Origin of the sequence: Brevundimonas diminuta, assembly GCF_039673845.1 — a bacterium.
Classification (GTDB): Bacteria; Pseudomonadota; Alphaproteobacteria; order Caulobacterales; family Caulobacteraceae; genus Brevundimonas; species Brevundimonas diminuta_E.
Window position 1 is genome coordinate 1 of the sequence record NZ_JBDJMK010000006.1, and the last position, 26214, is coordinate 26214.

Below are 26214 nucleotides of genomic sequence, written 5' to 3' on the forward strand. Positions count from 1 at the left end.
CAGGAACGGCATGTCGATCGGGCGTTCCGGTTGCGGGATGTAGGCGTCGACCGCCGCCATCAGCTCCAGGATGCGCTCTTCGCCGATGTGGGCGTCGCGGTCTTCGACGGCGGCCAGCGCCGAGCCCTTGACGACCGGGATGTCGTCGCCCGGGAACTGGTACGAGCTGAGCAGCTCGCGCACTTCCATTTCGACCAGCTCCAGCAGTTCCTCGTCGTCGACCATGTCGACCTTGTTCAGGAACACCACCAGGGCCGGAACGCCGACCTGACGCGACAGCAGGATGTGCTCGCGGGTCTGCGGCATCGGGCCGTCAGCGGCCGAGCACACCAGGATCGCGCCGTCCATCTGAGCCGCGCCCGTGATCATGTTCTTCACGTAGTCGGCGTGGCCCGGGCAGTCGACGTGCGCGTAGTGACGGTTCGCCGTCTCATACTCGACGTGCGACGTGTTGATGGTGATGCCGCGCGCTTTTTCTTCCGGCGCGTTGTCGATGTCGGCGTAGTTCATCGCCTTGTTGCCGCCGGCCTTCGCCAGCGTCATCGAGATCGCCGCCGTCAGCGTCGTCTTGCCGTGGTCAACGTGGCCGATCGTGCCGATGTTCACGTGCGGCTTGGTGCGTTCGAACTTTTCCTTGGCCATTCTCTAGCTCCTGGTGTCCCCAAACTGGGGTCCAAATGGGTTTGGGGATAGGTGGGGCGATTTGTGATCAAACCGCCCCGTTTTCAAGTGGGTCCGTCTGGAAAGACGGACTTAGGCGTACTTCTTGATCACTTCGTCGGCGACGTGTTGCGGCACCGATTCATAGTGGTCGTACTGCATGGTGAACTGGGCGCGGCCCTGCGACATGCCGCGCAGCGTGTTCACATAGCCGAACATGTTGGCCAGCGGCACGAAGGCGTTCACGACGACGGCGTTGCCGCGCATGTCCTGCCCCTGGATCATGCCGCGACGGCCGTTCAGGTCGCCGATGATCGAACCCAGATACTCTTCCGGGGTGACCACCTCGACGCCCATGATCGGCTCGAGCAGCTTCGGTCCGCCCTTTTCCTTCAGTTCGCGGAAAGCAGCCCGCGAAGCGATTTCGAAGGCCAGGACCGAGGAGTCCACGTCGTGGAAGGCGCCGTCGATCAGGGTCGCCTTGACGTCGATCACCGGGAAGCCGGCCAGCAGGCCGTTTTCCTTGGCCGACTTCAGGCCCTTTTCAACGCCCGGGATGTATTCCTTGGGCACCGCGCCGCCGACGATGGCCGACTCGAAGACGAAGTCCGTGCCGGGCTCGCCCGGCTCGAACACCAGCTTGACGCGGGCGAACTGGCCCGTACCGCCGGTCTGCTTCTTGTGGGTGTAGTCGATCTCGACCTTGCGGCTGATCGATTCACGATAGGCGACCTGCGGTGCGCCGATGGTGGCTTCGACCTTATAGGTACGCTTCAGGATGTCGATCTTGATGTCCAGGTGCAGCTCGCCCATGCCCTTCAGGATCGTCTGGCCCGACTCGTGGTCGGTCGAGACGGTGAAGGACGGATCTTCACCAGCCAGCTTGGCCAGGGCGACGCCCAGCTTCTCCTGGTCGGCCTTGGTCTTGGGCTCGACGGCGATCTCGATGACCGGCGCCGGGAATTCCATCTTCTCGAGGATGACCGGCGACTTCAGCGGGTCGCACAGGGTGTCGCCCGTGCGGGTCTCTTTCAGGCCGGCCAGGGCGACGATGTCGCCGGCGAAGGCTTCCTTGATGTCCTCGCGGTTGTTCGAGTGCATCAGCAGCATGCGGCCGACGCGCTCGCGCTTGTCACGCGAGGAGTTCAGCAGCGACTGGCCGGTTTCCATCTTGCCCGAGTAGACGCGGCAGAAGGTGATCGAGCCGACGAAGGGGTCGTCCATGATCTTGAACGCCAGGACCGACAGGGCTTCATCGTCCGAAGCCTGACGCGAGGTCGGCTCTTCGGTCTTGAAGTCGATGCCGGGGATGGCGGGGATGTCGACCGGCGACGGCAGGTAGTCGACGACGGCGTCCAGCAGCGGTTGCACGCCCTTGTTCTTGAAGGCCGAGCCGCACAGGATCGGATAGAAGGCGCCGGTGATGACGGCCTTGCGGATGCAGCGCTTCAGCACTTCGACCGAAGGCTCTTCGCCGCCCAGGTAGGATTCCATGGCCTCGTCGTCGATCTCGACGGCGTTGTCGACCAGGTACTGGCGGGCTTCGGTCGCGGCGTCCAGCAGGTCAGCCGGGATGTCGCGCACGTCGGCCGAGGCGCCGACCTGATCGGTTTCCCAGACCAGGGCCTTCATCTCGACCAGGTCGATCACGCCCTTCAGGTTCGCTTCCGAACCGATCGGCAGCTGGATCGGCACAGCCTTGGCGCCCAGACGGTCGCGGATCGACTCGACCGACTTTTCGAAGTCGGCGCCGATCTTGTCCATCTTGTTGACGAAGACGATGCGGGGAACGTTGTACTTGTCGGCCTGGCGCCAGACGGTTTCCGTCTGCGGCTCAACACCGGCGTTGCCGTCCAGCACCGTGACGGCGCCGTCGAGCACGCGCAGCGAACGCTCGACTTCAATGGTGAAGTCCACGTGGCCGGGGGTGTCGATGATGTTCAGGCGCTTTTCGCGCCAGAAGGCGGTCGTCGCGGCCGACGTGATGGTGATGCCGCGTTCCTGCTCCTGGTCCATCCAGTCCATGGTGGAGGCGCCATCGTGCGTCTCGCCCATTTTGTGGTTCTTGCCGGTGTAGAACAGGATCCGCTCGGTCGTCGTCGTCTTGCCCGCGTCGATGTGGGCCATGATGCCGAAGTTGCGGTAGTCTTCGATTTTATGTGTGCGGGGCATTGAAGTTGCCTTCCGGGAGCTTCGCGGACGCGGCGAGCGCCCTGGGGTGTCGGATATGACGGCGCGGGCAGTTCAACCTGAACGCCCGCGCCGGATCGTCTTGAATAGCCGCCGCCATTGGCGGTTTTAAGACGCTTACCAGCGGTAGTGGCTGAACGCGCGGTTGGCTTCGGCCATCTTGTGCGTGTCTTCGCGCTTCTTGACCGCGGTGCCGCGGTTGTTCGAGGCGTCCAGCAGCTCAGCAGCCAGCTTTTCCGTCATGGTGTTTTCGCCGCGGTTGCGCGCAGCGTTGACCAGCCAGCGGATGGCCAGGGCGCGACGACGGTCCGGACGGACCTCGACCGGCACCTGATAGGTGGCGCCGCCGACGCGACGCGAACGGACTTCGACCGACGGGGCGACGTTTTCCAGGGCGGCGTGGAAGGTCTCGACCGCAGTCTGCTCCTTCTTCTTGTCCGCCAGGATGTCGAAGGCGCCGTAAACGATGTTTTCGGCGACGGCCTTCTTACCTTCGTACATGACGTAGTTCATGAACTTGGTGACCACCAGGTCCCCGAACTTGGGATCCGGCAGAACTTCACGCTTCTGGGCGCGGTGACGACGCGACATGGGTTATTCCTTCTCGGGCCCGACTGACGCCGGGAAAATCTCTGAAACGTAGGCCGGGGCCGATTACTTCGGACGCTTGGCGCCGTAGTGCGAACGACGCTGCTTGCGGTCCTTGACGCCTTGCGTATCGAGCACGCCGCGCAGGATGTGGTAACGCACGCCGGGCAAGTCCTTCACGCGGCCGCCGCGGATCAGCACGACCGAGTGCTCCTGCAGGTTGTGGCCTTCGCCGGGGATGTAGCACACGGCTTCGACGCCGTTCTTGGCCAGACGGACCTTGGCGACCTTACGCAGAGCCGAGTTCGGCTTCTTCGGGGTCGTGGTGTACACGCGGGTGCAGACGCCGCGACGCTGGGGCGAACCCTCCAGGGCCGGGACCTTGTTGCGGACCGGCTTCGGCTTGCGGGGCTTGCGGATCAGCTGGTTGATCGTGGGCATTCGAATTCGTCTCTTTTCGATGTGGAGGCGTGTGTCTTTCGACCGGAGCGCCTCATGAGCCTTCTTTTGAACGGGACCGAAGCCCCGCCCGGGTGTTATCGAGCCGAGGTCACGACGCCCAAACAGAAAAACCGGAACGCGCGCTTCGGGCGTTCCGGCGGGACACAGCCCGTCCGTTCAATTGTCACGATCTCAGCGGACGGCGAACCGCCCACGTCTCGAAAGTGCGCGGCTTCTACGCGCGATCCGTTAACACGTCAAGGGATTCGCCTGTCGCCCCGTCAGGCCACGCCCTAATAACAGAGTTGCGCCTTCGCCCCGATATCGCCACGCTCGCCCCATCATCCTTGCCTCAGGGATGGGGAGGTCAAGGATGGCCGTCGCGGTTCTGACAAAGGCGAGCCCGCAGCGTCGCGCGCAAGGGCGCCGTCTGGCGCTGGCCGGCGGTTCGATCCTGATCCACGGCCTGCTGCTGGCGCCGCTGATGTATCTGACGGCGCGCCCCCCGGTTTACATCGCCGACACGGGCCCTGCCCCCCTCTATCTCGAGATCGAGCCGCGCCCGCTTCTGCCCGAGGAACGGCCGCGCCAGCCGACGCTCGCCGCCAGCACGCCGGCCCCTGCCCGCACGACCGGACAGGCCGCGCCGTCGACAGCGCCCGCGCCGGTGCAAAGCCTCCCGACGCCGCCCGCGCCGCGCATGGCGCGCCCGGCGCCCGATGACGCTTCCGCCGCCTCCGCCCAGACCATCGCCCCGTGGCGCGTCACGCCTGACAGCCAGGCGGCCGCCACGGCGCGCGCCCTGCGCACCTCGCCCGCCGGATGCCGGTCCTATGACAGCCTGACCCGCGCCGAACAGGCCCTGTGCGATGAACAGTTCAACGAACGCGCCGCTGCGGCGGCCGAACGCGGCCCCATTACCGGCACCGGCAACGCCGAACGCGACGGCCGCTTCGCTCGCGAAGGCGCGCGCGAATTGCAGCGCTATGAGGCCCAGCGACGTCCGCTCAGCGGCGGCGTGGGGGTGTTGGCGCCTCAGGACTGCCCCGGCTCCAACTTCGGCACAGGCTGCGCGGGCGCCCATCTGGATTCCTCGATGCAGATGGACTCCAGCCGCAACGTCCAGACCCGCCGCGACGGCCCGCCTGCTTCGGGCCGCCCTATGACGCCCGGCGCCGCCACGCCGCGCGAGCCCATGCGGCCACATTAGTTTTCCCTCTCCAGATGCGAGGGGGCTTGGGACAGGCGACCCGAAGGGCGGCGCGGAGCAGCCAAAGGGTGAGGGTTCACGGGTGAAGTCGGCCTAAGGCCGTCGCGCCACGGCTGACGCCGACTGACAGGACAAGCCCCTCTCCCTTTCGCGCCAGAACGATCGCTACGCTCTCGTGCGCTCAAGCCCTCTCCCGTCGGGAGAGGGAACAGTTGTGGGCCTCAAGCAGCGCGAAGCGCGATAGGCCCAAAAAAAGAGCGGCGCCTTTCGACGCCGCCCTCTTCAGTCTTTCAGGGTCTGAACCCGGATCAGTCGGCCGACTGTTCCAGTTCCAGCGCCAGATCCGCGGGAAGCGGCTCGACCGCGTCTTCGCGGGCCTGGGTCAGCTCAGCGTCACGCTCGTTGGCGATCTTCTGCAGGCTGCGCAGGTAGGAGCCCGTGCCCGCCGGGATCAGGCGACCCACGATCACGTTCTCCTTCAGGCCTTCCAGCGTGTCCTTCTTACCGTGGACCGAAGCCTCGGTGAGGACGCGGGTCGTCTCCTGGAACGAGGCCGCCGAGATGAAGCTGCGGGTCTGCAGCGACGCCTTGGTGATGCCCAGCAGGACCGGTTGCACGGTGGCGATACGGCCGCCGCGCTTCTCGACCTTGGCGTTCTCGATGTCGACTTCGATCCGGTCGACGTGGTCGCCCTTGATCAGCGTCGTCTCGGCCGAGTCGATGACTTCAACCTTCTGCAGCATCTGACGGACGATGACTTCGATGTGCTTGTCGTTGATCGGCACGCCCTGCAGTCGGTAGACCTCCTGCACTTCGTTCACCAGATACTCGGCCAGCGCCTCGACGCCCTGAATGCGCAGCAGGTCGTGCGGATCGGGGTTGCCGTCGATGATGTAGTCGCCCTTCTGGATCAGATCGCCGTCGTGGACGGAGATGTGCTTGCCCTTCGGGATCAGGAACTCGACCGCTTCGCCCTGGTTGCCGTCTGCATCGACTTCCGGGGTGATCTTGATGCGGCGCTTGTTCTTGTAGTCGCGACCGAATTCGACGCGGCCGTCCATCTCGGCGATGACCGCGCAGTCCTTCGGACGGCGGGCTTCGAACAGTTCGGCCACGCGCGGCAGACCGCCGGTGATGTCGCGGGTCTTGGCGCCTTCGGTCGGGATACGGGCGACGATATCGCCCGGCTTGACCTCGTCGCCGTTGGCCACCGACAGGATGGCCCCCACGGGCAGCAGGTAACGCGCGTCAGAACCGCTCGACAGCTTGGCGTAGCTGTCGCCCTGGGTGACGCCCATGGCCGGCCGCAGGTCCGCGCCGCGCGGGCTGGCGCGCCAGTCGGAGACGACGCGCTGGGCGATGCCCGTGGCCTCGTCCGTCTCTTCCTTGACCGACAGGCCGTCGACCAGATCCTCGAAGCGCACCACGCCGCCGACTTCCGTCAGAATCGGGGTGGTGTAGGGGTCCCACTCGGCCAGGCGCTGGTTCTTGGCCACCTCGCCGCCGTCCTTGACGCGCAGGCGCGCGCCGTAAGGCACCTTGTAGGATTCGCGGTCCTTGCCGTCGACGGTCACGGTGACCACCACGTTGCGGCTCATGGCCACCGGGTCGCCGTGAGCGGCGATAACGGTCGGGCCGACCACCTTGATGACGCCGGCGTTGGTCGCCTCGAAGAAGGAGGTTTCCGCCACCTGGGCCGTGCCGCCGATGTGGAAGGTCCGCATCGTCAGCTGGGTGCCCGGCTCGCCGATCGACTGGGCGGCGATGACGCCGACCGCTTCGCCGATGTTGACGTTGGTGCCGCGCGCCAGGTCACGGCCGTAGCACATGCCGCAGATGCCGGCGTCGGCTTCACACGTCAGGGCCGAACGGACCTTGATGGACTGGACGCCGACCTTGTCGATCAGCTCGACTTCCTCTTCCTGCAGATAGGTGTCCGCAGGGAACAGGACTTCGCCGCCCGGCTCCTTGATGTCCTCGGCCGCGTAACGGCCCAGCACGCGCTGGCCCAGCGAGACGAGCACGTCTCCGCCTTCGACCACGGCGCGCAGGGTGATGCCGCGCGTTGAGCCGCAGTCTTCCTCGGTGACGATGGAGTCCTGCGCCACGTCCACCAGACGACGGGTCAGGTAACCCGAGTTGGCGGTCTTCAGGGCGGTGTCGGCCAGACCCTTACGGGCGCCGTGGGTCGAGTTGAAGTATTCAAGGACGGTCAGGCCTTCCTTGAAGTTCGAGATGATCGGCGTCTCGATGATCTCGCCCGAGGGCTTGGCCATCAGGCCGCGCATGCCGCCCAACTGCTTCATCTGGGCCTGCGAGCCACGAGCGCCCGAGTTGGCCATCATGAAGACCGAGTTGATGTCCGGCTCCTGACCCTTGATCAGAACGCGCGGCTGGGCGATTTCGCCCATCATCTCATCGGCGATCTTGTCCGTGGCCTTGGCCCAGGCGTCGACGACCTTGTTGTACTTCTCGCCCTTGGTGATCAGGCCGTCAGCATATTGCTGCTCGTACTCTTCAACCTGGGTACGGGTTTCGTTGACCAGCTGTTCCTTCTTGGCCGGGATGACGATGTCGTCCTTGCCCACGGAAATGCCGGCCTTGGCGGCTTCGCGGAAGCCCATCTGCATCATCTGGTCGGCGAAGATGACCGTCGCCTTCTGACCGCAGTGACGGTAGACCTGATCGATCAGGTTGCCGATTTCCTTCTTGGTCAGGTTCTTGTCCAGAAGGTTGTAGCCGATATTCGGGTTGTGCGGCAGCAGCGCGCCCAGCTTCATCCGGCCCGGCGTGGTGTCGATTACCTTGGTCACGACTTCGCCTTCCGAGTTCATCTCGGTCCAGCGCGCCTTGATCTTGGTGTGCAGGGTCACGACACGGGCGTCCAGCGCCGCGTCGATCTCGCCCATATTGGCGAACAGCTTGCCTTCGCCCGGCTGACCTTCCTTGACCAGCGACAGGTAGTAGAGGCCGAGCACGATGTCCTGCGACGGCACGATGATCGGCTTGCCGTTGGCGGGCGACAGGATGTTGTTCGTCGACATCATCAGCACGCGCGCTTCCAGCTGGGCCTCGAGGCTCAGCGGGACGTGCACGGCCATCTGGTCGCCGTCGAAGTCAGCGTTGAACGCCGTACAGACCAGCGGGTGCAGGCGGATGGCCTTGCCCTCGATCAGCTTGGGCTCGAACGCCTGAATGCCCAGACGGTGAAGCGTCGGCGCGCGGTTCAGCAGAACCGGATGCTCGCGGATGACCTCGTCCAGGATGTCCCAGACGGCGGGCTGTTCGCGCTCGACCATGCGCTTGGACTGTTTGACGGTGCCCGACAGGCCCTTGGCGTCCAGACGCGCGTAGATGAACGGCTTGAACAGCTCCAGCGCCATCTTCTTGGGCAGGCCGCACTCGTGCAGCTTCAGCTCGGGGCCCACGGTGATGACCGAACGGCCCGAGTAGTCGACGCGCTTGCCCAGCAGGTTCTGACGGAAGCGGCCCTGCTTGCCCTTCAGCATGTCGGCCAGCGACTTCAGCGGACGCTTGTTCGCGCCGGTGATGACGCGACCGCGGCGGCCGTTGTCGAACAGGGCGTCGACGGATTCCTGCAGCATCCGCTTTTCGTTGCGGATGATGATGTCCGGCGCGCGCAGCTCGATCAGGCGCTTCAGGCGGTTGTTCCGGTTGATGACCCGGCGATACAGGTCGTTCAGGTCCGACGTCGCGAAGCGGCCGCCGTCCAGCGGCACCAGCGGACGCAGTTCCGGCGGGATGACCGGCACGATGGTCAGGATCATCCACTCGGGCTTGTTGCCCGACTCGATGAAGGCTTCCATCAGCTTCAGACGCTTGGAGGCCTTCTTGGCCTTCAGTTCCGACGGGCTGTCGGCCAGTTCGGCGCGGTGCTTCTCGGCCTCGGCGTTCAGGTCGATCGCCATCAGCAGGTTGCGGACCGCCTCGGCGCCGATCTCGGCGGTGAAGCCGTCGTCGCCGAACTCTTCCTGATAGTGATAGAATTCGTCTTCCGTCAGCAGCTGGTTCTGCTTCAGCGGGGTCAGGCCCGGCTCGGTGACGATGTAGTTTTCGAAGTAGAGGACGCGTTCAACGTCCTTCAGCGCCATGTCCAGCATCAGCGAGATGCGCGACGGCAGCGACTTCAGGAACCAGATGTGGGCGACCGGGGCGGCCAGGTCGATGTGACCCATGCGCTCGCGGCGGACACGGGCCAGGGTGACTTCAACGCCGCACTTCTCGCAGATGATGCCCTTATACTTCATGCGCTTGTACTTGCCGCACAGGCATTCATAGTCCTTGGTCGGGCCAAAGATACGGGCGCAGAACAGGCCGTCACGCTCAGGCTTGAACGTGCGGTAGTTGATGGTTTCCGGCTTCTTGATCTCGCCGAACGACCACGAACGGATCTTCTCCGGCGACGCCAGGGCGATCTTGATCTGGTCGAAGGTCGGGGTGACCGGGACCGGGTTGAAGATGTTCAGGACTTCCTGGTTCATCTTTATTCCTTCTGCGGGAATGCCCCGCGAAAATCATTCAGAGAGGAGAACAGGCGGACCGCCCTCCCCCGCCGAGGCGAGGAAGGGCGCTTGATCCGGTCAGCTGTTTTCCAGCTCCACGTTCAGACCCAGCGAGCGCATTTCCTTCACCAGCACGTTGAAGGACTCGGGGATGCCGGCCTCGAAGCTGTCGTCGCCGCGGACGATGGCCTCGTAGACCTTGGTCCGGCCGGCCACGTCGTCCGACTTCACCGTCAGCATTTCCTGCAGGGTGTAGGCGGCGCCGTAAGCTTCCAGAGCCCAGACCTCCATTTCCCCGAAGCGCTGACCGCCGAACTGCGCCTTACCGCCCAGCGGCTGCTGGGTGACGAGCGAGTACGGGCCGATCGAGCGGGCGTGGATCTTGTCGTCGACCAGGTGGTGCAGCTTCAGCATGTACACATAGCCGACCGTGACCGGACGCTTGAACTGCTCGCCCGTCTGGCCGTCGAACAGGATCGACTGACCCGAACGATCCAGATCCGCCGATTCCAGCAGGTCCTCGATGTCCGAGATACGCGCGCCGTCGAAGACCGGAGTCGCGAACGGAACGCCCTTGGACAGGTTCTGGGCCAGTTCGATCAGCTCTTCGTCGCTCTGCGGCAGCGGGGTGTCGGCACCGTAGATCTGGGTCAGACGCGACACCAGGGCGTCACGCATTCCGCCGTCCATCCACTGCTCGAGCAAGCCCTTGATCTGCTTGCCCAGGCCAGCGGCGGCCCAACCCAGGTGGGTTTCGAAGATCTGGCCGATGTTCATGCGCGACGGCACGCCCAGCGGGTTCAGAACGATATCGACGTGGGTGCCGTCGTCCAGGTGCGGCATGTCCTCGATCGGCAGGATCTTGGAGATGACGCCCTTGTTGCCGTGACGGCCGGCCATCTTGTCGCCCGGCTGAAGCTTGCGCTTCACGGCCACGAAGACCTTGACCATCTTCATGACGCCAGGCGGCATCTCGTCGCCGCGCTGCAGCTTCTCGACCTTGTCTTCGAAGCGACGATCGAGGGCCTTACGGGCGTCCTCGAACTGCTTCTTCATGGCCTCCAGCTCGCCCATCGCCTTCTCGTCGTCGAGGGCGACCTGCCACCACAGGCCCTTGGACACTTCGGCCAGCTTCTCTTCGGTGACCTCGCCGCGACCCATGCCCTTCGGGCCGGACACGGCGGTCTTGCCGAGCAGCAGCGGCTTCACGCGGCCATAGACGTTGCGCTCAAGGATCTTGAGCTCGTCGTCGCGGTCCTTGCCCAGACGCTCGATCTCGGCGCGTTCGATGGCCACGGCGCGCTCGTCCTTGTCGATGCCGTGACGGTTGAACACGCGCACGTCGACGATGGTGCCGGCGACGCCCGGCGGCAGACGCAGCGAGGTGTCGCGCACGTCCGAAGCCTTCTCGCCGAAGATGGCGCGCAGCAGCTTCTCTTCCGGGGTCATCGGGCTTTCGCCCTTCGGCGTCACCTTGCCGACCAGGATGTCGCCCGGCTGGACCTCAGCGCCGATGGCCACGATGCCCGCTTCGTCGAGGTTGCGCAGGGCTTCCTCGCCGACGTTCGGGATGTCGCGGGTGATTTCTTCCGGACCCAGCTTGGTGTCACGCGCCATCACTTCGAACTCTTCGAGGTGGATGGAGGTGAAGATGTCGTCGCGCACGATGCGCTCGGAGATCAGGATGGAGTCTTCGAAGTTGTAGCCGTTCCAGGGCATGTAGGCGACCAGGACGTTGCGGCCCAGAGCCAGTTCGCCCAGGTCCGTCGACGGACCGTCGGCGATCACGTCGCCGGTCTTCACTTCATCGCCCACGCGCACGATCGGGCGCTGGTTGATGCAGGTCGACTGGTTGGAGCGCTGGAACTTCGACAGGCGATAGATGTCGACGCCCGAACGACCGGCGTCCACGTCGCCCGTGGCGCGAACCACGATGCGGGTGCCGTCGATCTGTTCGACCACGCCGTCACGACGGGCGATCACGACAGCGCCAGAGTCCACGGCCACGACCGCTTCCATGCCGGTGCCGACCAGCGGCGCGTCCGACTGCACCAGAGGCACGGCCTGACGTTGCATGTTGGCGCCCATCAGCGCGCGGTTGGCGTCGTCGTTTTCCAGGAATGGGATCAGGGCGGCGGCGACCGAAACGACCTGTTTCGGCGACACGTCCATCATGTCGACCGTTTCCTTGGTCAGCAGCTGGGAGTCGCCGTTGATACGGCCCGGCACCAGCTCCTCGACGATCTCGCCGTCCTTCAGGTCGATGTTGGCCTGGGCGATGACATGCTTCGCCTCTTCCATGGCCGAGATGTAGACCACCTCGTCCGTCGCCTTGCCTTCAACCACGCGACGATACGGGCTTTCGATGAAGCCGTACTTGTTCACGCGGGCGTGGGTAGCCAGGGAGTTGATCAGACCGATGTTCGGGCCTTCCGGCGTTTCAATCGGGCAGATGCGGCCATAGTGCGTCGGGTGAACGTCGCGGACTTCAAAGCCCGCGCGCTCGCGCGTCAGACCGCCCGGGCCAAGCGCCGAAAGGCGACGCTTGTGGGTGATTTCCGACAGCGGGTTCGTCTGGTCCATGAACTGCGACAGCTGCGACGAGCCGAAGAACTCGCGAACCGCGGCGGCGGCCGGCTTGGCGTTGATCAGGTCGTGCGGCATGACCGTGTCGATATCGACCGAGGACATGCGCTCCTTGATGGCGCGCTCCATGCGCAGCAGGCCGACGCGGTACTGGTTTTCCAGCAACTCGCCCACCGAACGGACCCGGCGGTTGCCCAGGTTGTCGATGTCGTCGATCTCGCCGCGGCCGTCCTTCAGGCCGACCAGGATCTGCAGCACCTTCAGCACGTCGTCCTTCTGCAGGACGCGGATTTCGTCCGAAACCTCGGGGGTTTCCAGACGCATGTTCATCTTCACGCGACCCACGGCCGACAGGTCGTAGCGCTCGGCGTCGAAGAACAGGGAGTTGAACATGGCCTCGGCCGCTTCCGGCGTCGGCGGCTCGCCCGGGCGCATGACGCGATAGACGTCGAACAGCGCGTCCTCGCGGCCCGTGTTCTTGTCCACACGCAGGGTGTTGCGCATGTAGGCGCCGACCGTGACGTGGTCGATGTCCAGCACGTCGATGGTGGTGAAGCCGTTGGCCTCCAGCAGCTCGATCGCGGCGGCGTCCAGTTCGTCGCCCGCCTCGGCGTAGATTTCGCCGGTCTGGAAGTTGACGGCGTCGGAGGCCAGATACTTGGTCAGCAGGGCGTCAGCCGCCAGCGACAGCGACTTCAGGCCGCCGTCTGCCAGCTTCTTGGCGGCGCGGGCGCTGATCTTCTGGCCAGCGGGAGCAACCACTTCGCCGGTGTCGGCGTCGACCAGATCGAACTCCGGCTTCACGCCGCGCCAGCGTTCCGGCTTGTAGGGCGTGACCCAGCCTTCGCCGCGCTTCTCGTAGGGAACGGTCTCGTAGAAGGTCTTGAGGATCTCTTCCCCGTCCATGCCCAGGGCATAGAGGAAGGTCGAGGCCGGCAGCTTACGGCGGCGGTCGATGCGGACATAGACGATGTCCTTGGCGTCGAATTCAAAGTCCAGCCACGAGCCGCGATAAGGGATCACGCGGGCGGCGAACAGCAGCTTGCCCGAGGAGTGGGTCTTGCCCTTGTCGTGGTCGAAGAAGACGCCCGGCGAGCGGTGCATCTGCGAGACGATCACGCGCTCGGTGCCGTTGACGATGAAGGTGCCCTTGTCCGTCATGAGCGGGATGTCGCCCATGTAGACGTCCTGCTCCTTGATGTCCTTGACCGAACGGGCGCCCGTTTCTTCCTCGGTCTCGAACACGATCAGGCGCAGCTTGACCTTCAGCGGCGCGGCATAGGTCATGTCGCGCTGGATGCATTCCTCGACGTCGTACTTCGGGTCCTCGAACTCGTAGGAGACGTATTCCAGAACGGCGCGTTCGTTGAAGTCCTTGATCGGGAAGACCGACTTGAAGACCGCTTCAATGCCCTCGTCGTTGCGCAGGCCCGGGCGCGACTCGCGCTGCAGGAACTGCTCATAGGAAGCGCGCTGAACCTCGATCAGGTTCGGCATCTGCACGGCTTCGGGGATGCGCCCGAAGCTGTAGCGAATGCGCTTCTTGCCGGTGAACGACGTGGCGGCAGCGATCTTACCCAAGGCGAGACCGTCGGTGGACTTGGCCATTCTGTTTTCCCAATCGCGGCCCCTTGCGAGGCCCGCTCTCAATGCAGCAGCCACGGCGCGCCGATCGGCGATCCGTGACCGTAAATGTCTCTCGGCGCCCACCCTCGATCCGCGAGCGGATCAGGACGCCTGGATGTATCCGCCCCCTTGGGGAGGGGCGACGCCTTCGCACCGGTCGGAGGGCGACAAACCGGGCCTCGGCGCTTTCGCGCGGGATTCATGGAATCTGCGAACGCGCATATATACGCCCTTCTTCGGCGAAATAAAGGCCCCTCACGCAGGCAGTCGACAGTTTCGATCAGCGTGATAAGCCTAGCCTTATGAAGCACATCGCCCTGCCCGCCCTCGCCGCCCTGTCGCTGGCCGCCTGCGCCTCGACGCCCGATGTCGACTACCCCGGCCTGCGCGAACCGGTCGGCCCGGCGACGCAGGAGAACTGGGAGGTCGGTCAGGCCGCCTATCTGATGTGGAACGGGCTGCGCCCCGGCTGGACTTCGGCGCCGTCGGGCCTGCAATACCGCCGCATCGGCAAGGCCAACCCGGACGGCGCCCAGCCGGTCGCGACCGACATGGTCAAGGTCCATTATCGCGGCACCTTCATCGACGGGCGCGAGTTCGACAGCTCCTATTCGCGCAACGAACCGGCCACCTTCCCCCTGAACCGCGTCATCAAGGGCTGGACCGAGGGCGTGGCCCTGATGCGCGAAGGCGAAACCTATCAGTTCGTCATCCCCGCCGATCTGGCCTATGGCCCGCGCTGGATGGGCACGGACATCCCTGCGAATTCGGTCCTGCGCTTCACCGTCGAACTGCTGGAAGTGAATCCGCAGGGCTGACGCGCCGCTCGACATAGATTTGGGAGCTAACTCTAATCCCCGCTCATCCCGGCGTCCGCCGGGATGAGCGGGATGGAAACCTATAGCCTCTCCGCAGCATCGACACGGAATCGTCATCCGTCTTGACGCGGCCTGCGACACATTGTCGTCTGCGACGCCTTGTCGAGGTCGCCGGGGCGGCCGTCCTGTGAGATCGCCGTCATGAAGCACTTCCTTTTGGCCGTCAGCGCTGTCGCCCTTCTGCAATCGGCCGGAGGCGCCGCCCTGGCCCAGGTCGGCACGCCCGCCCTGCCCGTAGCCCTGACGCCGATCCCTGCAGCCAAGGACGTCGCCTATCCCGGCGTCATCAAACTGGACGTGGACGCCACCGACATCGACCGCCGCCTGATCCAGGTGCGCCAGACCATTCCGGTCAGCGGCCCGGGTCCGCTGATCCTGTTCTACCCGCAGTGGATTCCCGGCCATCACGGCCCGGTCGGCCCGGTCGCCAACGTCGGCGGCCTGACCTTCACCGCCAACGGCCAGCGGCTGGAATGGGTGCGCAACACCCTTCAGCCCTGGGCCTATCAGATCGAGGTGCCCGCCGGCGTCAGCCAGGTCGAGGCCGCCTTCCAGTGGCTGACGCCGATCGAGGGCAGTCAGGGCCGTGTCACCGTCACGCCCGAAATGGCCAACGTCCAGTGGGACAAGACCCTGCTCTATCCGGCGGGCTATTATTCGCGGCAGATCACCTTCCAGCCGACGCTGAAACTGCCGGTGGGCTGGAACTACGGCACGGGTCTGGACACCGTCAGCTTCGAGAACGGCGTGGCGACCTTCGCCCCCATCACGCTGGAGCATCTGGCCGACAGCCCGGTCTTTGCGGGCGCCCACTATCGCCAGTTCGACCTTGATCCGGGCGGCCGCTCGCCCGTGCGGCTGAACGTCATCGCCGACACCGCCAAGATGCTGGAGGCGAGCGACGAGCATATCCAGTTGCACCGCAATCTGGTCCAGCAGGCCGACCGCCTGTTCGGCGCGCGCCACTATGACCACTACGACTTCCTGCTCGCGGTGACGGACAAGCTGGGCGGCATCGGGCTGGAGCACCACCGCTCGTCCGAGAACAGCGCCGATGTGAAGTATTTCACCGACCGCGAGGCCACGCTGGCCGACCGCGACCTGCTGGGTCACGAATACACCCACAGCTGGAACGGCAAATGGCGCCGCCCCGCCGACCAGCTGACGCCCAATCTGAACGAGCCGCTGCAGAACTCCCTGATGTGGGTCTATGAGGGCCAGACGCAGTACTGGGGGCTGGTGCTGACCGCCCGCGCGGGCCTGATGAGCAAGCAGCAGGCGCTGGACGTACTGGCCATGACCGCCGCCAGTTTCCAGAACATCCCCGGCCGCCAGTGGCGCGCCATGCAGGACACCACCAACGACCCCATCATCAGCCAGCGCCGCCCCCAGCCGTGGAGCAGCTATCAGCGCAGCGAGGACTATTACCGCGAAGGCTCGCTGATCTGGCTGGACGCCGACACCCTGATCCGCGAACGCACGGGCGGGAAGAAGTCGCTGGATGACTTCGCCAGGGCCTTCTTCGGCGTCGAGGACGGCAACTGGGATCCGTCGCCCTTCACCTTCGACGATGTGACCACGACGCTGAACGGGGTGCAGCCCGAGAACTGGGCCGCCTTCCTGCGCGAGCGGCTGGACGCCGTGGGTCCGAACGCGCGCGGGCCGCTGGATGGCATCGAGCGCGGCGGCTATCGCCTCGTCTTCAAGGAAGAACCGTCCGGCTATATGGGCGCCCTGTATAAAGAGCTGGAGCGTAACGACTTCACCTATTCGCTCGGCTTCATGATGAACAAGTCGAACCGGATCACTTCCGTCCTGTGGGGCGGGCCGGCGTTCGAGCAGGGCCTGACCTCGGGCTGGGAAGTCGTCGCCGTCGGCGGCCGCGCGGCCTCGGCCGATGGGCTGAAAGAGGCCGTCACCGCCGCCAAGGGATCGTCTCAGCCGATCGAGTTGATCCTGAAGAACGGCGACGTCTTCAAGACGGTGCGCTTCGATTATCACGACGGCCTGCGCTATCCGCATCTGGAGCGGATCGAGGGCACGCCCGACCGGCTGGGCGACATCCTGTCCCCGCGACGGCGCTAAAGCCGCGCACCACGCCTCTCCCTCCCCTTCATGGGGAGGGTGGTCGCAGCGAAGCGAAGACCGGGTGGGGAGGGCCAGGCGATCCTGGCCTCGACAGAATCCTGACCCCCGCGCTTGAATAGCCTGGCCGCCCCCACCCGGCTTCGGCCTGACGGCCTCAGCCACCCTCCCCATGAAGGGGAGGGAGAAGGTCGCGCTGGGCCAGAAACGCCGCTACAGCTTCTGCATGACCCTGACCCAACGCCTGCCCGCCGCCGCCCTCGCCCTGTTGCTGACCTCCGCCGCGCCTGCGGCCTTCGCCAATGACTGGAACGGCCCGCAGGCGCCCGCCGCGCCGACGCCGCAGAACACGCCGCTGGCCCTGCCCCGCGCCCTGCCGCCGATCCCCGCGCCGACGGCTGCGACCTATCCCGGCGTCATCCGTCATGAAGTCGACGCCACCGACGTCGAGAAGAAGATCGTCCGCGTGCGCCAGACCATCCCGGTCACGCCCGGTCCTCTGGTCCTGCTCTATCCGAAATTCCTGCCCGGCAACCACGCCCCGACCGGCCCGATCCAGCTGATTTCCGGCGTGACGGTGCAAGGAAACGGCTCTGATGGCTCGGGGCGCATCGACTGGCTGCGCGACACCATCGACCCCTACGCCTTCCACCTCGACGTGCCGCAGGGCGTCAGCGAGATCACCGTCGACTTCCAGTGGCTGACCCAGCCGGACAACTCGACCTGGCGCGTGGTCATGACGCCCGAAATGGTCAATCTGCAGTGGGAGAAGGCCCTGCTCTATCCGGCGGGCTATCATTCGACCGGCATCACCTTCGCCACCTCGATCCGCCTGCCGCAGGGCTGGAAATACGCCGCCGCCCTGGACACAGAAAGCTTCATCGACGGACTGGCGACGTTTGCGCCGACCGACCTCTACACCCTGATCGACAGCCCCCTGTTCGGCGGCGCCCACTTCCAGCGCATCGCCATCGACCCGCGCCGAGGCGATGGCGAAGGCGCCGTCCACCTGAACATCGTCGCCGACGCGGCCAAGAATCTGGCCCCCACGCCCGAACAACTGGGCCTGTTCGAAAATCTGGTCGCCCAGACGGACCGGCTGTTCGGCGCCCGCCCCTATGACCGCTATGACTTCCTGCTGGCGGCCACATCCAAGCTGGGCGGCATCGGGCTGGAGCATCACCGCTCGTCCGAGAACTCGGTCCCGGCCGACTTCTTCACCAACTGGGGCAAGAGCATGGGCGCGCTCGGCCTTCTGCCGCATGAGTTCACCCACGCCTGGAACGGCAAGCGCCAGCGCCCGGCCGACGAACTGACCGCCAACCACAACGTCCCGACCCAGAACACCCTTCTGTGGGTCTATGAGGGCCAGACCCAATATTGGGGCGAGGTGTTGACCGCCCGGTCGGGACTGGCGTCCAAGGCCGACGCCCTGACCAATCTGGCCGGGATCGCCGCCTTCTATGAGAACCAGCCCGGTCGCGGCTGGCGCCCGCTTCAGGACGTGAACAACCACAACCTGCTCGGCTATCGCACCAGCAGTCCCTACCCCTCATGGACGCGCGGCACCGGCGACTATTACCGCGAGGCCCTGCTGATCTGGCTGGACGCCGACACCCTGATCCGCGAGGCGACGGGCGGGAAGAAGTCGCTGGACGACTTCGCCAAGGCCTTCTTCGGCGGCGACGACGGGTCATGGGCGCCGCGCGGTTATGTGTTCGAGGATGTGGTTAAGGCGCTGAACGCCGTCCATCCGCACGACTGGGCGAGCTTCCTGCGCACCCGTCTGGACGCCAGCGGACCGGACGCCAAGGCGCCGCTGGATGGTCTGACGCGCGGCGGCTATCGCCTGACCTATACCGACAGCCTGACCGCCGATGAAAAGCGCGTCCTGTCTGACTGGGCCACGGACTTCCAGTATTCGCTGGGCTTCACCCTGTCGGTGTCGAACCGGCTGACCGGCGTCCGCTGGGGCGGCCCGGCGTTCGAGGCCGACATCGGACCGGGCTGGGAACTGGTGGCCGTCAACGATGTCGCCGCCTCGGCCGAGAAGCTGCGCGACGCCGTCACCGCCGCCAAGGGAACCGACGCCCCGGTCCGCCTGCTGCTGAAAAACGGCGAGCGCTATCGCACCGTCGATTTCGACTATCACGACGGCCTGCGTTACCCGCGGCTGGAGCGGATCGCCGGAACGCCCGACCGACTGGGCGACATCTTCGCCCCGCGCCGCCGCTAGGGGGGCCGACGGCGCGCCGCGCACATGATGGCTTGGCGCAACAGGCCGGTGCGGTTTAACCTGTTCCGGACGGGCGCCGCTTCGGACCGCCCACATGAGAACTCGGCCCATGCCGGAGACCCCTGGCGCGCCCGGACGGCGCGACACGCGGTCCCTGCCTCGAAGGCCCCGCAGCAGCGGGCCTTTCGATCGGGAGGCGCCCCTCTATGGCGCCCTCGACCTGGGGACCAATAATTGCCGCCTGCTGATCGCGCGCCCGTCGCGCGACGGCTTTCGCGTGGTGGATTCCTTCAGCCGCATCGTGCGTCTGGGCGAGAGCCTGTCGCGCACCGGCCGTCTGGACGACCGGGCGATGGACCGGGCCTATGACGCCCTGGCTCTGTGCGCCGAACGTCTCGTGCGCAAGGGCGTCGACCCACAACGCCTCAGCGCCGTCGCCACCCAGGCCTGCCGCATGGCCGAGAACGGCCCCACCTTTGTCGAGCGGGTGCGGCGCGGCACCGGCCTGCGGCTGCGGATCATCGACCCGGCCGAAGAGGCCGCCCTGTCGGTCGCGGGCTGCCTCAACCTGTTCGACCCGCGCGCAGAGGCGGTGCTGGTGATCGACGTGGGCGGCGGCTCGACCGAACTGTCCTGGCTGATGAAGGGACCGCGCGGCTTCGACACCGTGGCGTGGATGTCGGCGCCGCTGGGCGTGGTCAGTCTGGCCGAACGTCACCCCGAACCGGAAGGCAGCCCGCCCGAGTGGTATGAGGCCATGGTCGCCGACTTCGGGGCCGCCATCGCCGTCGGCGGCCCCGAAGGCCCCGACTTCCTGGCCCGCGTCGGCGCCGGGCGCGGCCATATGGTCGGCACTTCAGGCGCCATCACCAGTCTGGCGGGCATCCATCTGGGGCTGAAACGCTATCAGCGCGATCTGGTCGATGGATTGTGGATGACGCGCGGCGACTGCGAGAAGGCCGCCGACCGCCTGATCGCGCTTGGCCCCGCCGGGCGGGCGGCGGAAAACTGCATCGGGCCGGACCGGGCCGATCTGGTGCTGGCGGGCGCCGCGATCCTTGAGGCGGTGCAGCGGGCATGGCCGTGCGAGCGGGTGCGCGTGGCCGACCGCGGCCTGCGCGAGGGCCTGCTGCTGCAGAAGATGCGCGAGGACCGCCAGCCGAAACCCCGCAAACGGCGCCGACGCAGGCGCGGCGGCGGCGGTGGCGAATAGACACAACCTTCTCCCTCCCCGTCCCGGGGAGGGAGAAAGTCGCGCTCAGTTCACCTCAGCTGGCAATTCGATGTCGCAGACCGAAAAATCCGCGCCCTTTTCCGCGCGCTTCCTCTCGACCAAATCGCGGAACGGGGCGCTGGAAGCGCTCAACACCCGCACAGACGGACGCTCCGCCTCGGGCAGATCACCCGCCACGCGCACGCGCGTCATGACGTCAGGATCGGCGACGATGCCATCGGGATTGGGGCTGAACTTCAGGGCGCGCACGACGTCCAGCCCCGCAACCCCCCTTCCCCAGACGGTGTATCGCTTGTCCAGCGCCGGATAGGGCTGGCGCATCAGGAAGAACTGGCTGTTGGCGCTGTCGGGCGCATCGTCACGCGCCATGCCCGCGACGCCGGGACAATACAGCCCCCACGCATGAACCTTGCCGTCCGCCGTCGTCGCCATCACGGCGTCGGGCTGGGTCTGGACCGGCAGCGACTGGATGAAGCCGATCCGCGCGCCGGCCGGCTCCGCAACGGCGGCAAAGGGCGTATGCGCGTCGCGGCGGAAGGTGAACTCGGCCTTCAGGTCCGGGTGCCAGCTCTGGCCATCACCGGTGCCCAGAGGATCGCCGGTCTGGGCCATGAAGCCGTCGATGACGCGGTGCCACTTCTGCCCGTCATAGAAGCCCGCCTTGGCCAGCAGACGGATGCGATCGACGTGTCCCGGCGCCGCCTCGGGCGTCATTTCGACGAGGATGCGGCCCTTGCTGGTGTCGATGACCAGCAGATTGTCCGGCGCCACGGCCCGCCAGTCCGCCTCTGCGAACAGGGGCGCGGCGGCGTCAGGCGCAGGCGTCTGCGCCCCGGCGGATGCAGCGAAGACGGCGCTCGCCCAAAAGGCTGCGCCGATAATCCGAAGTCCGTGCCTCATGCCCCGCCCCTCCCCGGCGTGAGCGACGCCCTCAGCCTCCCTGCACGGGCGGCTGGACGTCGCAGATGTTGAAGGTCCCGCCCTTTTCAGCGCGCGCGGCCTCGACGGCGGCGTTGAAGGGCGCCGAGCCGGGGTTGGCCACGCTGATCGTCGGGCGCTCGCCTTCAGGCATGGCCGAGGCCAGCCGCACGCGGGTCATGGCGTCGGCGTCGGGGCCGACGGCGCCGTCGTTGGCGTCATTACCCGCCTTCAGCGTCTTCAGCACTTCCAGCCCCTGAACCACGCGGCCGAAGACGGTGTAGCCGCCGTTCAGATTGTCGTTCTGGCCCATCATCAGGAAGAACTGGCTGTTGGCGCTGTCGGGCGAACCGGCGCGCGCCATGCCCGCCACGCCGGGGCAGAACAGCCCCTGGGCCGAGGTCTTGAAGTCCGCCGTCACGAACATCTGGGCGTCAGGCTGGGTCACGATGGGGATGGAGCCCATGATGCCGCGCAGGCCCGCGCCGCTGTTCTCGACCGGGGCGAAGCCGCTGTCGCGGCCGCGACGGAAGGTGAACTCGCCCTTCATGTCCGGCAGTTCGCTGCCGCCTGCGCCGGTGCCCTGGGGGTCGCCGGTCTGGGCCATGAAGTTCGGAATGACGCGGTGGAACTTCAGCCCGTCATAAAAGCCCTGATTGGTCAGGGTGCGGATGCGCTCGATGTGGTTCGGCGCCACGCGCGGCTCCAGCTCCACAAGGATGCGGCCCTTGGCCGTGTCGATCACCCACAGGTTCTCGGGCGACACCGTGCGCCAGTCTCCCGACTGGGCGACCGCTCCGCCGGCCAGCAGGGTCAGCCCCGCCGCCAGCGCCATCACAGACTTGATCTTCAAACCCGACCTCAATCCTTCTTGACCTTGGCCAACACGCTCGCGGCGACCGCGGGGCTGACGAAGCTGTCGATCCGGCCGTCCAGCCGGGCGATTTCCTTCACCAGTCGCGAGGCGATCGCCTGATGCCGCGGATCGGCCATCAGAAACACCGTCTCTATGTCGCTGTTGAGGCGCTGATTCATCGCCGTCATCTGGAACTCATACTCGAAATCGGCGACCGCGCGCAGACCGCGTATGATGACGCTGGCGTCCAGTTCCTCTGCAAAGTGCATCAGCAGGCTGGAAAACGGCCGCACCTCGATGTCGGCGTTGAAGCGCGCGACCTCGGCCTTGATCATCTCGACCCGTTCGGCGGTCGAGAACAGCGGGCCCTTGTCGTCGTTCTTGGCCACGCCGATGACCAGCCGGTCCACCAGCTTGACCGCCCGCCCGATGATATCGAGATGGCCGTTGGTGACCGGGTCGAAGGTGCCCGGATAAAGTCCGATACGCATGGCCAGCGGCCTCCCCATCGTTTGGGTTCGTTTAGCAGGTGCGAAATGAACGGCCTAGATTTTCTGACGCGGCTGTGATCGCCAAAGGTCGCCGATCTGCTGCACCGCACCCGCCGCGCCGGGGAAAACATGGCTGTCGACGGCTGCGATTTCGGCGGCAGGTGTGGCGCTGTTGCACACAAAAGCGCCGTCAAAGCGGGAAAGATCGGCCAGGGCGACGCCCTCGGTCCTTTGTGGCGACCCGGTGCGGGTCAGCGCATCGCGGATCAGGGCCTGCGCCACGCCGTCCAGCATGGGCGCATCCGGCCAGACCACCGCATCGCCCTGGATAAAGCCGATATTCCACAGCGAGCCTTCGGAAATCCGCCCCTCTACATCCGTGAACAGGGCGTCGTCATAGCCCGCCAACCGCGCCATGCGCCGCGCCCGGAGCAGGCCCATCGTGGCGACGTGCTTCAGATGCGGCGCCTCACGCCCATAGGTCTGACTTTGCAGGCGCAGGCCCTGCGGCAGGGGCGACGGCGGCGGCGAGACGCTGATCATCACCTGCGGCGCGCCGATCCAGTCCGGTTGGCGCAACGACAGTTCGCGGGAAAACAGGGTGATGCGCAGCCAGGCCTCGGTTCGACTACCCAGAGCCGCCCGCATCTGATCGCGCAGGCGATCTTCGACCACGGCCTCGCCGAACAGTTCGAGCGCCGAGGTTTTCAGGCGTTCCAGATGCCGGTCCAGCCCGCGCACGCCCCCCTGCTCCACGCCGAAGGAGGTCAGGGCGCCGTAGTTGATCAGGGCCTGATGACCCAGGTCCTCAATCCCGGCGGGACGGCCGTCGATCCAGAGTTCAGGAGCAACGGCCATTCAGGATCAGCCCTCGCCGCCCTCGACTGCCGGGGCGTCGCCCGCGTCGCCGTCTTCATCGTCGCCGCCGGAATCGGCCAGACGTTCGACCGAGACGACCTTCTCGTCCTTGCCGGTGCGGAAGATGGTCACGCCCTGGCTGGAGCGGCCGACGATGCGGACCTGTCCGACCGGAGTGCGGATCATCTGGCCGCCGTCGGTGACCAGCATCAGATCGTCCGTCTCCTCGACCGGGAAGGCGGCGGCCAGACGCGTGCCTGCGCGACCGCCCAGACCGTGGGCCGTCAGCCCCTGCCCGCCGCGGCCCGTGCGGCGATACTCATAGGCCGAGGACCGCTTGCCGAAGCCCGTTTCCGTGACCGTCAGGATGAACTGCTCGGCCGCGCCCAGTTCGGCGATGCGCTCCACGGACAGGGCGGCGTCGCCCGCATCCTCGTCGTCCGCCTCGACCGTGACGCCTTCGTCTTCTGCGTCAGCCCCGGCCAGCGCCTTACGCATGGCGTTGGCGTGTTTGACATAGGCGGCGCGTTCTTCCGGCGTGGCGTCCACACGGCCCAGAATGGCCATGGAGATGACCGTGTCGCCGTCCTGCAGGCGGATGCCCCGCACGCCGGTCGAATCGCGGCCCTTGAACACGCGCACATCGTCGGCCTTGAAGCGGATGGCCCGGCCCAGCGCGGTCGTCAGCAGCACATCGTCCTCGGCCGTGCACAGGCCGACGCCGACCATGGCGTCGCCGTCTTCCAGCTTCATGGCGATCTTGCCCGCGCGGTTCACCGTGGCGAAATCGCTGAGCTTGTTGCGGCGCACGTCGCCCGAGCGGGTGGCGAACATGATGTCGTAGTCGCCCCAGGTCGCCTCATCCTCAGGCAGAGGCAGCACGTTCATGATGCTGTCGCCCGGCTCGATCGGCAGCAGGTTGACGAAGGCCTTGCCGCGCGACTGCGGATTGCCCAGCGGCAGGCGCCAGGTCTTCAGCTTATAGGCCTTGCCGTTGGTGGCGAAGAACAGGACCGGCGTGTGGGTCGAGGCGCTGAAGACGCTGGTGACGACGTCCTCATCCTTCATCGACATGCCGCTGCGGCCCTTGCCGCCGCGATGCTGGGTCCGATAGGCGTTCAGCGCCACGCGCTTGACGTAGCCGGTGTGGGTGACGGTGACGACCATGTCCTCGCGCGGGATCAGGTCTTCGTCCTCCATCTCGGCGTCGCCCTCGCCGATCAGGGTGCGGCGCTCGACCCCGAACTGCTCCTTCACCAGCAGCAGGTCTTCGCGGATGATGGCCAGGACGTTGGCGCGGTCCGACAGGATGGTCAGATGGCCCTGAATGGTGTCGGCCAGGGTGCGCGCCTCGCCGAAGATGTCGTCGCGGCCCAGACCCGTCAGACGCGACAGCGTCAGGGCCAGGATGGCGCGGGCCTGTTCGTCGGTCAGGCGGATCTTGTCGCCTTCCACCAGCACGGTGCGCGGGTCGGCGATCAGCTCGACCAGGGCCATCATGTCCCCGACCGGCCAGGCCTTGGCCTGCAGCCGCTCGCGCGCCTCGGCCGGATCGGCCGAGCTGCGGATGATGTGGATCACCTCGTCGATGTTGGCGACGGCGACGGCCAGACCGACCAGGACGTGGCCGCGGTCGCGGGCCTTGGCCAGTTCGAACTTGACCCGGCGGACCACCACTTCCTCGCGGAAGTCGAGGAAGATCTGCAGCAGGGCGCGCAGGCCCATCTGTTCAGGACGGCCGTGGTTCAGCGCCAGCATGTTGACGCCGAACGAGGATTGCAGCGCCGTATAGCGATACAGCTGGTTCAGGATCACATCGCCCGAAGCGTCGCGCTTCAGCTCGATGACGATGCGCATGCCCAGACGGTCGGACTCGTCGCGAACGTCGGCGATGCCTTCCAGACGCTTCTCGCGCACCATTTCGGCGATGCGCTCGATCAGGGTCTGCTTGTTCACCTGATAGGGCAGTTCGGTGATGATGATGGCGTCGCGATCCTTGCGGATCTCTTCGATCGACGCCTTGCCGCGCACGATGACCGAGCCGCGTCCGTCGCGCAGGGCGTTGCGCGGCGCCGTGCGGCCCATGATCTCGCCGCCCGTGGGGAAGTCCGGCCCCGGCACGATGTCCAGCAGGGCGTCGTCCGACACGTCCGGATCGTCCAGCAGGGCGACCGAGGCGTCGATCACTTCGCGCAGATTGTGCGGCGGGATGTTGGTCGCCATGCCGACGGCGATGCCGCCCGCGCCGTTGACCAGCAGGTTCGGAATCCGCGCCGGCAGGACGACAGGCTCAAGTTCCTTCTCGTCGTAGTTCGGCTGGAAATCGACCGTGTCTTTTTCGATGTCGGTCAGCAGGGCCACGGCGGCCGGGGCCATCTTGGCCTCGGTGTAACGCATGGAGGCCGGCATATCGCCGTCGACCGAGCCGAAGTTGCCCTGACCGTCGACCAGCATCAGCCCCATGGAGAAGTCCTGGGCCATGCGGACCAGCGCCATATAGACCGAGGCGTCGCCATGCGGGTGGAACCGGCCCAGCACGTCGCCGACCACGCGGGCGCACTTGGAATAGGCGCGCTCGGGCGTCATGTTCAGGTCGTGCATCGAATACAGGATGCGACGATGCACCGGCTTCAGACCGTCGCGCGCGTCCGGCAGGGCCCGGCTGACGATCACGCTCATGGCGTAGTCGAGGTAGGAGCGCTTCAGCTCATCCTCGATGGTGATGGTCGAAATATCGCCCGGCGCCATGGGGGCGGCGTTTTGATAACTGTCGTCGGTCAAGGAAATCAGGCTTTAAATGGCCGGAATCGGAACGTGATCCGCTGTTCCGGTTT

The 26214-nt window shown here is 66.1% G+C and carries 16 protein-coding genes; 5 read left to right on the forward strand and 11 right to left on the reverse strand.

From position 1 onward, the window contains the following. From ABE454_RS07640 to rpsL, 4 genes are all read right to left on the reverse strand, one after another. The coding region (locus ABE454_RS07640) for a GTP-binding protein (protein WP_346530648.1) at window positions 1-642 on the reverse strand (642 nt) is incomplete at its 3' end. 111 nt (window positions 643-753) lie between these two features. Next, on the reverse strand, window positions 754-2832 hold the full coding sequence (fusA, locus tag ABE454_RS07645; protein WP_346530649.1) for an elongation factor G: 2079 nt from the start codon (window positions 2830-2832) through the stop codon (window positions 754-756). Window positions 2833-2967: 135 nt separating this feature from the next. Beyond that, the gene (rpsG, locus tag ABE454_RS07650) at window positions 2968-3441 is read right to left on the reverse strand and encodes a 30S ribosomal protein S7 (protein ID WP_003165507.1); all 474 of its coding nucleotides are present in this window, start codon (window positions 3439-3441) and stop codon (window positions 2968-2970) included. Between the two features lie 63 nt (window positions 3442-3504). Further along, window positions 3505-3879, reverse strand: coding sequence for a 30S ribosomal protein S12 (gene rpsL / locus ABE454_RS07655; RefSeq protein ID WP_003165508.1), 375 nt, complete (start codon window positions 3877-3879; stop codon window positions 3505-3507). 373 nt (window positions 3880-4252) lie between these two features. Here rpsL and ABE454_RS07660 point away from each other — a divergent pair, with 373 nt between their 5' ends. Further along, a complete protein-coding gene (locus ABE454_RS07660) occupies window positions 4253-5089 on the forward strand; it encodes a hypothetical protein (protein WP_346530650.1) in 837 nt (278 codons plus the stop codon). Window positions 5090-5397: 308 nt separating this feature from the next. Here ABE454_RS07660 and rpoC read toward each other — a convergent pair whose 3' ends face one another. Both rpoC and rpoB read right to left on the reverse strand, forming a co-directional pair. After that, complete coding sequence (gene rpoC, locus ABE454_RS07665) at window positions 5398-9591, reverse strand: DNA-directed RNA polymerase subunit beta' (RefSeq protein ID WP_346530651.1); 4194 nt, start codon at window positions 9589-9591, stop codon at window positions 5398-5400. 99 nt (window positions 9592-9690) lie between these two features. Further along, on the reverse strand, window positions 9691-13806 hold the full coding sequence (rpoB, locus tag ABE454_RS07670; RefSeq protein ID WP_346530653.1) for a DNA-directed RNA polymerase subunit beta: 4116 nt from the start codon (window positions 13804-13806) through the stop codon (window positions 9691-9693). A 320-nt stretch (window positions 13807-14126) separates the two neighbouring features. Here rpoB and ABE454_RS07675 point away from each other — a divergent pair, with 320 nt between their 5' ends. From ABE454_RS07675 to ABE454_RS07690, 4 genes are all read left to right on the forward strand, one after another. Then, window positions 14127-14642, forward strand: a complete 516-nt coding sequence (locus ABE454_RS07675) for an FKBP-type peptidyl-prolyl cis-trans isomerase (protein WP_346530655.1) — start codon at window positions 14127-14129, stop codon at window positions 14640-14642. A gap of 201 nt (window positions 14643-14843) precedes the next feature. Further along, on the forward strand, window positions 14844-16787 hold the full coding sequence (locus ABE454_RS07680) for a M61 family metallopeptidase (protein ID WP_346530656.1): 1944 nt from the start codon (window positions 14844-14846) through the stop codon (window positions 16785-16787). 226 nt (window positions 16788-17013) lie between these two features. Beyond that, entirely contained in the window at window positions 17014-19023 is a 2010-nt protein-coding gene (locus tag ABE454_RS07685; RefSeq protein ID WP_346530904.1) for a M61 family metallopeptidase, read from the forward strand. Window positions 19024-19132: 109 nt separating this feature from the next. Next, entirely contained in the window at window positions 19133-20236 is a 1104-nt protein-coding gene (locus tag ABE454_RS07690; protein ID WP_346530657.1) for a Ppx/GppA phosphatase family protein, read from the forward strand. A gap of 45 nt (window positions 20237-20281) precedes the next feature. Here the strand turns inward: ABE454_RS07690 and ABE454_RS07695 are convergent, their stop codons facing one another. From ABE454_RS07695 to gyrA, 5 genes are read right to left on the reverse strand one after another with little or no spacing between them, the layout of a single operon-like run. Continuing rightward, the gene (locus ABE454_RS07695; RefSeq protein ID WP_346530658.1) at window positions 20282-21157 is read right to left on the reverse strand and encodes a peptidylprolyl isomerase; all 876 of its coding nucleotides are present in this window, start codon (window positions 21155-21157) and stop codon (window positions 20282-20284) included. A 31-nt stretch (window positions 21158-21188) separates the two neighbouring features. Beyond that, a complete protein-coding gene (locus tag ABE454_RS07700; RefSeq protein ID WP_346530660.1) occupies window positions 21189-22028 on the reverse strand; it encodes a peptidylprolyl isomerase in 840 nt (279 codons plus the stop codon). Window positions 22029-22036: 8 nt separating this feature from the next. After that, window positions 22037-22522: a pantetheine-phosphate adenylyltransferase gene (gene coaD / locus ABE454_RS07705; protein ID WP_346530661.1), complete on the reverse strand. Its 486-nt coding sequence runs from the start codon at window positions 22520-22522 to the stop codon at window positions 22037-22039. Window positions 22523-22576: 54 nt separating this feature from the next. After that, window positions 22577-23380 carry an aminotransferase class IV gene (locus ABE454_RS07710; protein WP_346530663.1) on the reverse strand — a complete coding sequence of 268 codons (804 nt, stop codon included), beginning with the start codon at window positions 23378-23380 and terminating at the stop codon, window positions 22577-22579. A 6-nt stretch (window positions 23381-23386) separates the two neighbouring features. Further along, window positions 23387-26128: a DNA gyrase subunit A gene (gyrA, locus tag ABE454_RS07715; RefSeq protein WP_346530905.1), complete on the reverse strand. Its 2742-nt coding sequence runs from the start codon at window positions 26126-26128 to the stop codon at window positions 23387-23389. Window positions 26129-26214 lie beyond the last annotated feature (86 nt).

Bases quoted from the DNA above. Each gene is read 5' to 3' on its own strand.
- rpoC (WP_346530651.1), bottom strand. From the start codon at position 9,591: ATGAACCAGGAAGTCCTGAACATCTTCAACCCGGTCCCGGTCACCCCG.
- ABE454_RS07675 (WP_346530655.1), top strand. From the start codon at position 14,127: ATGAAGCACATCGCCCTGCCCGCCCTCGCCGCCCTGTCGCTGGCCGCC.
- ABE454_RS07685 (WP_346530904.1), top strand. From the start codon at position 17,014: ATGACCCTGACCCAACGCCTGCCCGCCGCCGCCCTCGCCCTGTTGCTG.
- rpsL (WP_003165508.1), bottom strand. From the start codon at position 3,879: ATGCCCACGATCAACCAGCTGATCCGCAAGCCCCGCAAGCCGAAGCCG.
- ABE454_RS07660 (WP_346530650.1), top strand. From the start codon at position 4,253: ATGGCCGTCGCGGTTCTGACAAAGGCGAGCCCGCAGCGTCGCGCGCAA.
- ABE454_RS07680 (WP_346530656.1), top strand. From the start codon at position 14,844: ATGAAGCACTTCCTTTTGGCCGTCAGCGCTGTCGCCCTTCTGCAATCG.
- ABE454_RS07695 (WP_346530658.1), bottom strand. From the start codon at position 21,157: ATGAGGCACGGACTTCGGATTATCGGCGCAGCCTTTTGGGCGAGCGCC.
- ABE454_RS07710 (WP_346530663.1), bottom strand. From the start codon at position 23,380: ATGGCCGTTGCTCCTGAACTCTGGATCGACGGCCGTCCCGCCGGGATT.
- ABE454_RS07690 (WP_346530657.1), top strand. From the start codon at position 19,133: ATGCCGGAGACCCCTGGCGCGCCCGGACGGCGCGACACGCGGTCCCTG.
- rpsG (WP_003165507.1), bottom strand. From the start codon at position 3,441: ATGTCGCGTCGTCACCGCGCCCAGAAGCGTGAAGTTCTGCCGGATCCC.
- fusA (WP_346530649.1), bottom strand. From the start codon at position 2,832: ATGCCCCGCACACATAAAATCGAAGACTACCGCAACTTCGGCATCATG.
- gyrA (WP_346530905.1), bottom strand. From the start codon at position 26,128: ATGGCGCCGGGCGATATTTCGACCATCACCATCGAGGATGAGCTGAAG.
- coaD (WP_346530661.1), bottom strand. From the start codon at position 22,522: ATGCGTATCGGACTTTATCCGGGCACCTTCGACCCGGTCACCAACGGC.
- rpoB (WP_346530653.1), bottom strand. From the start codon at position 13,806: ATGGCCAAGTCCACCGACGGTCTCGCCTTGGGTAAGATCGCTGCCGCC.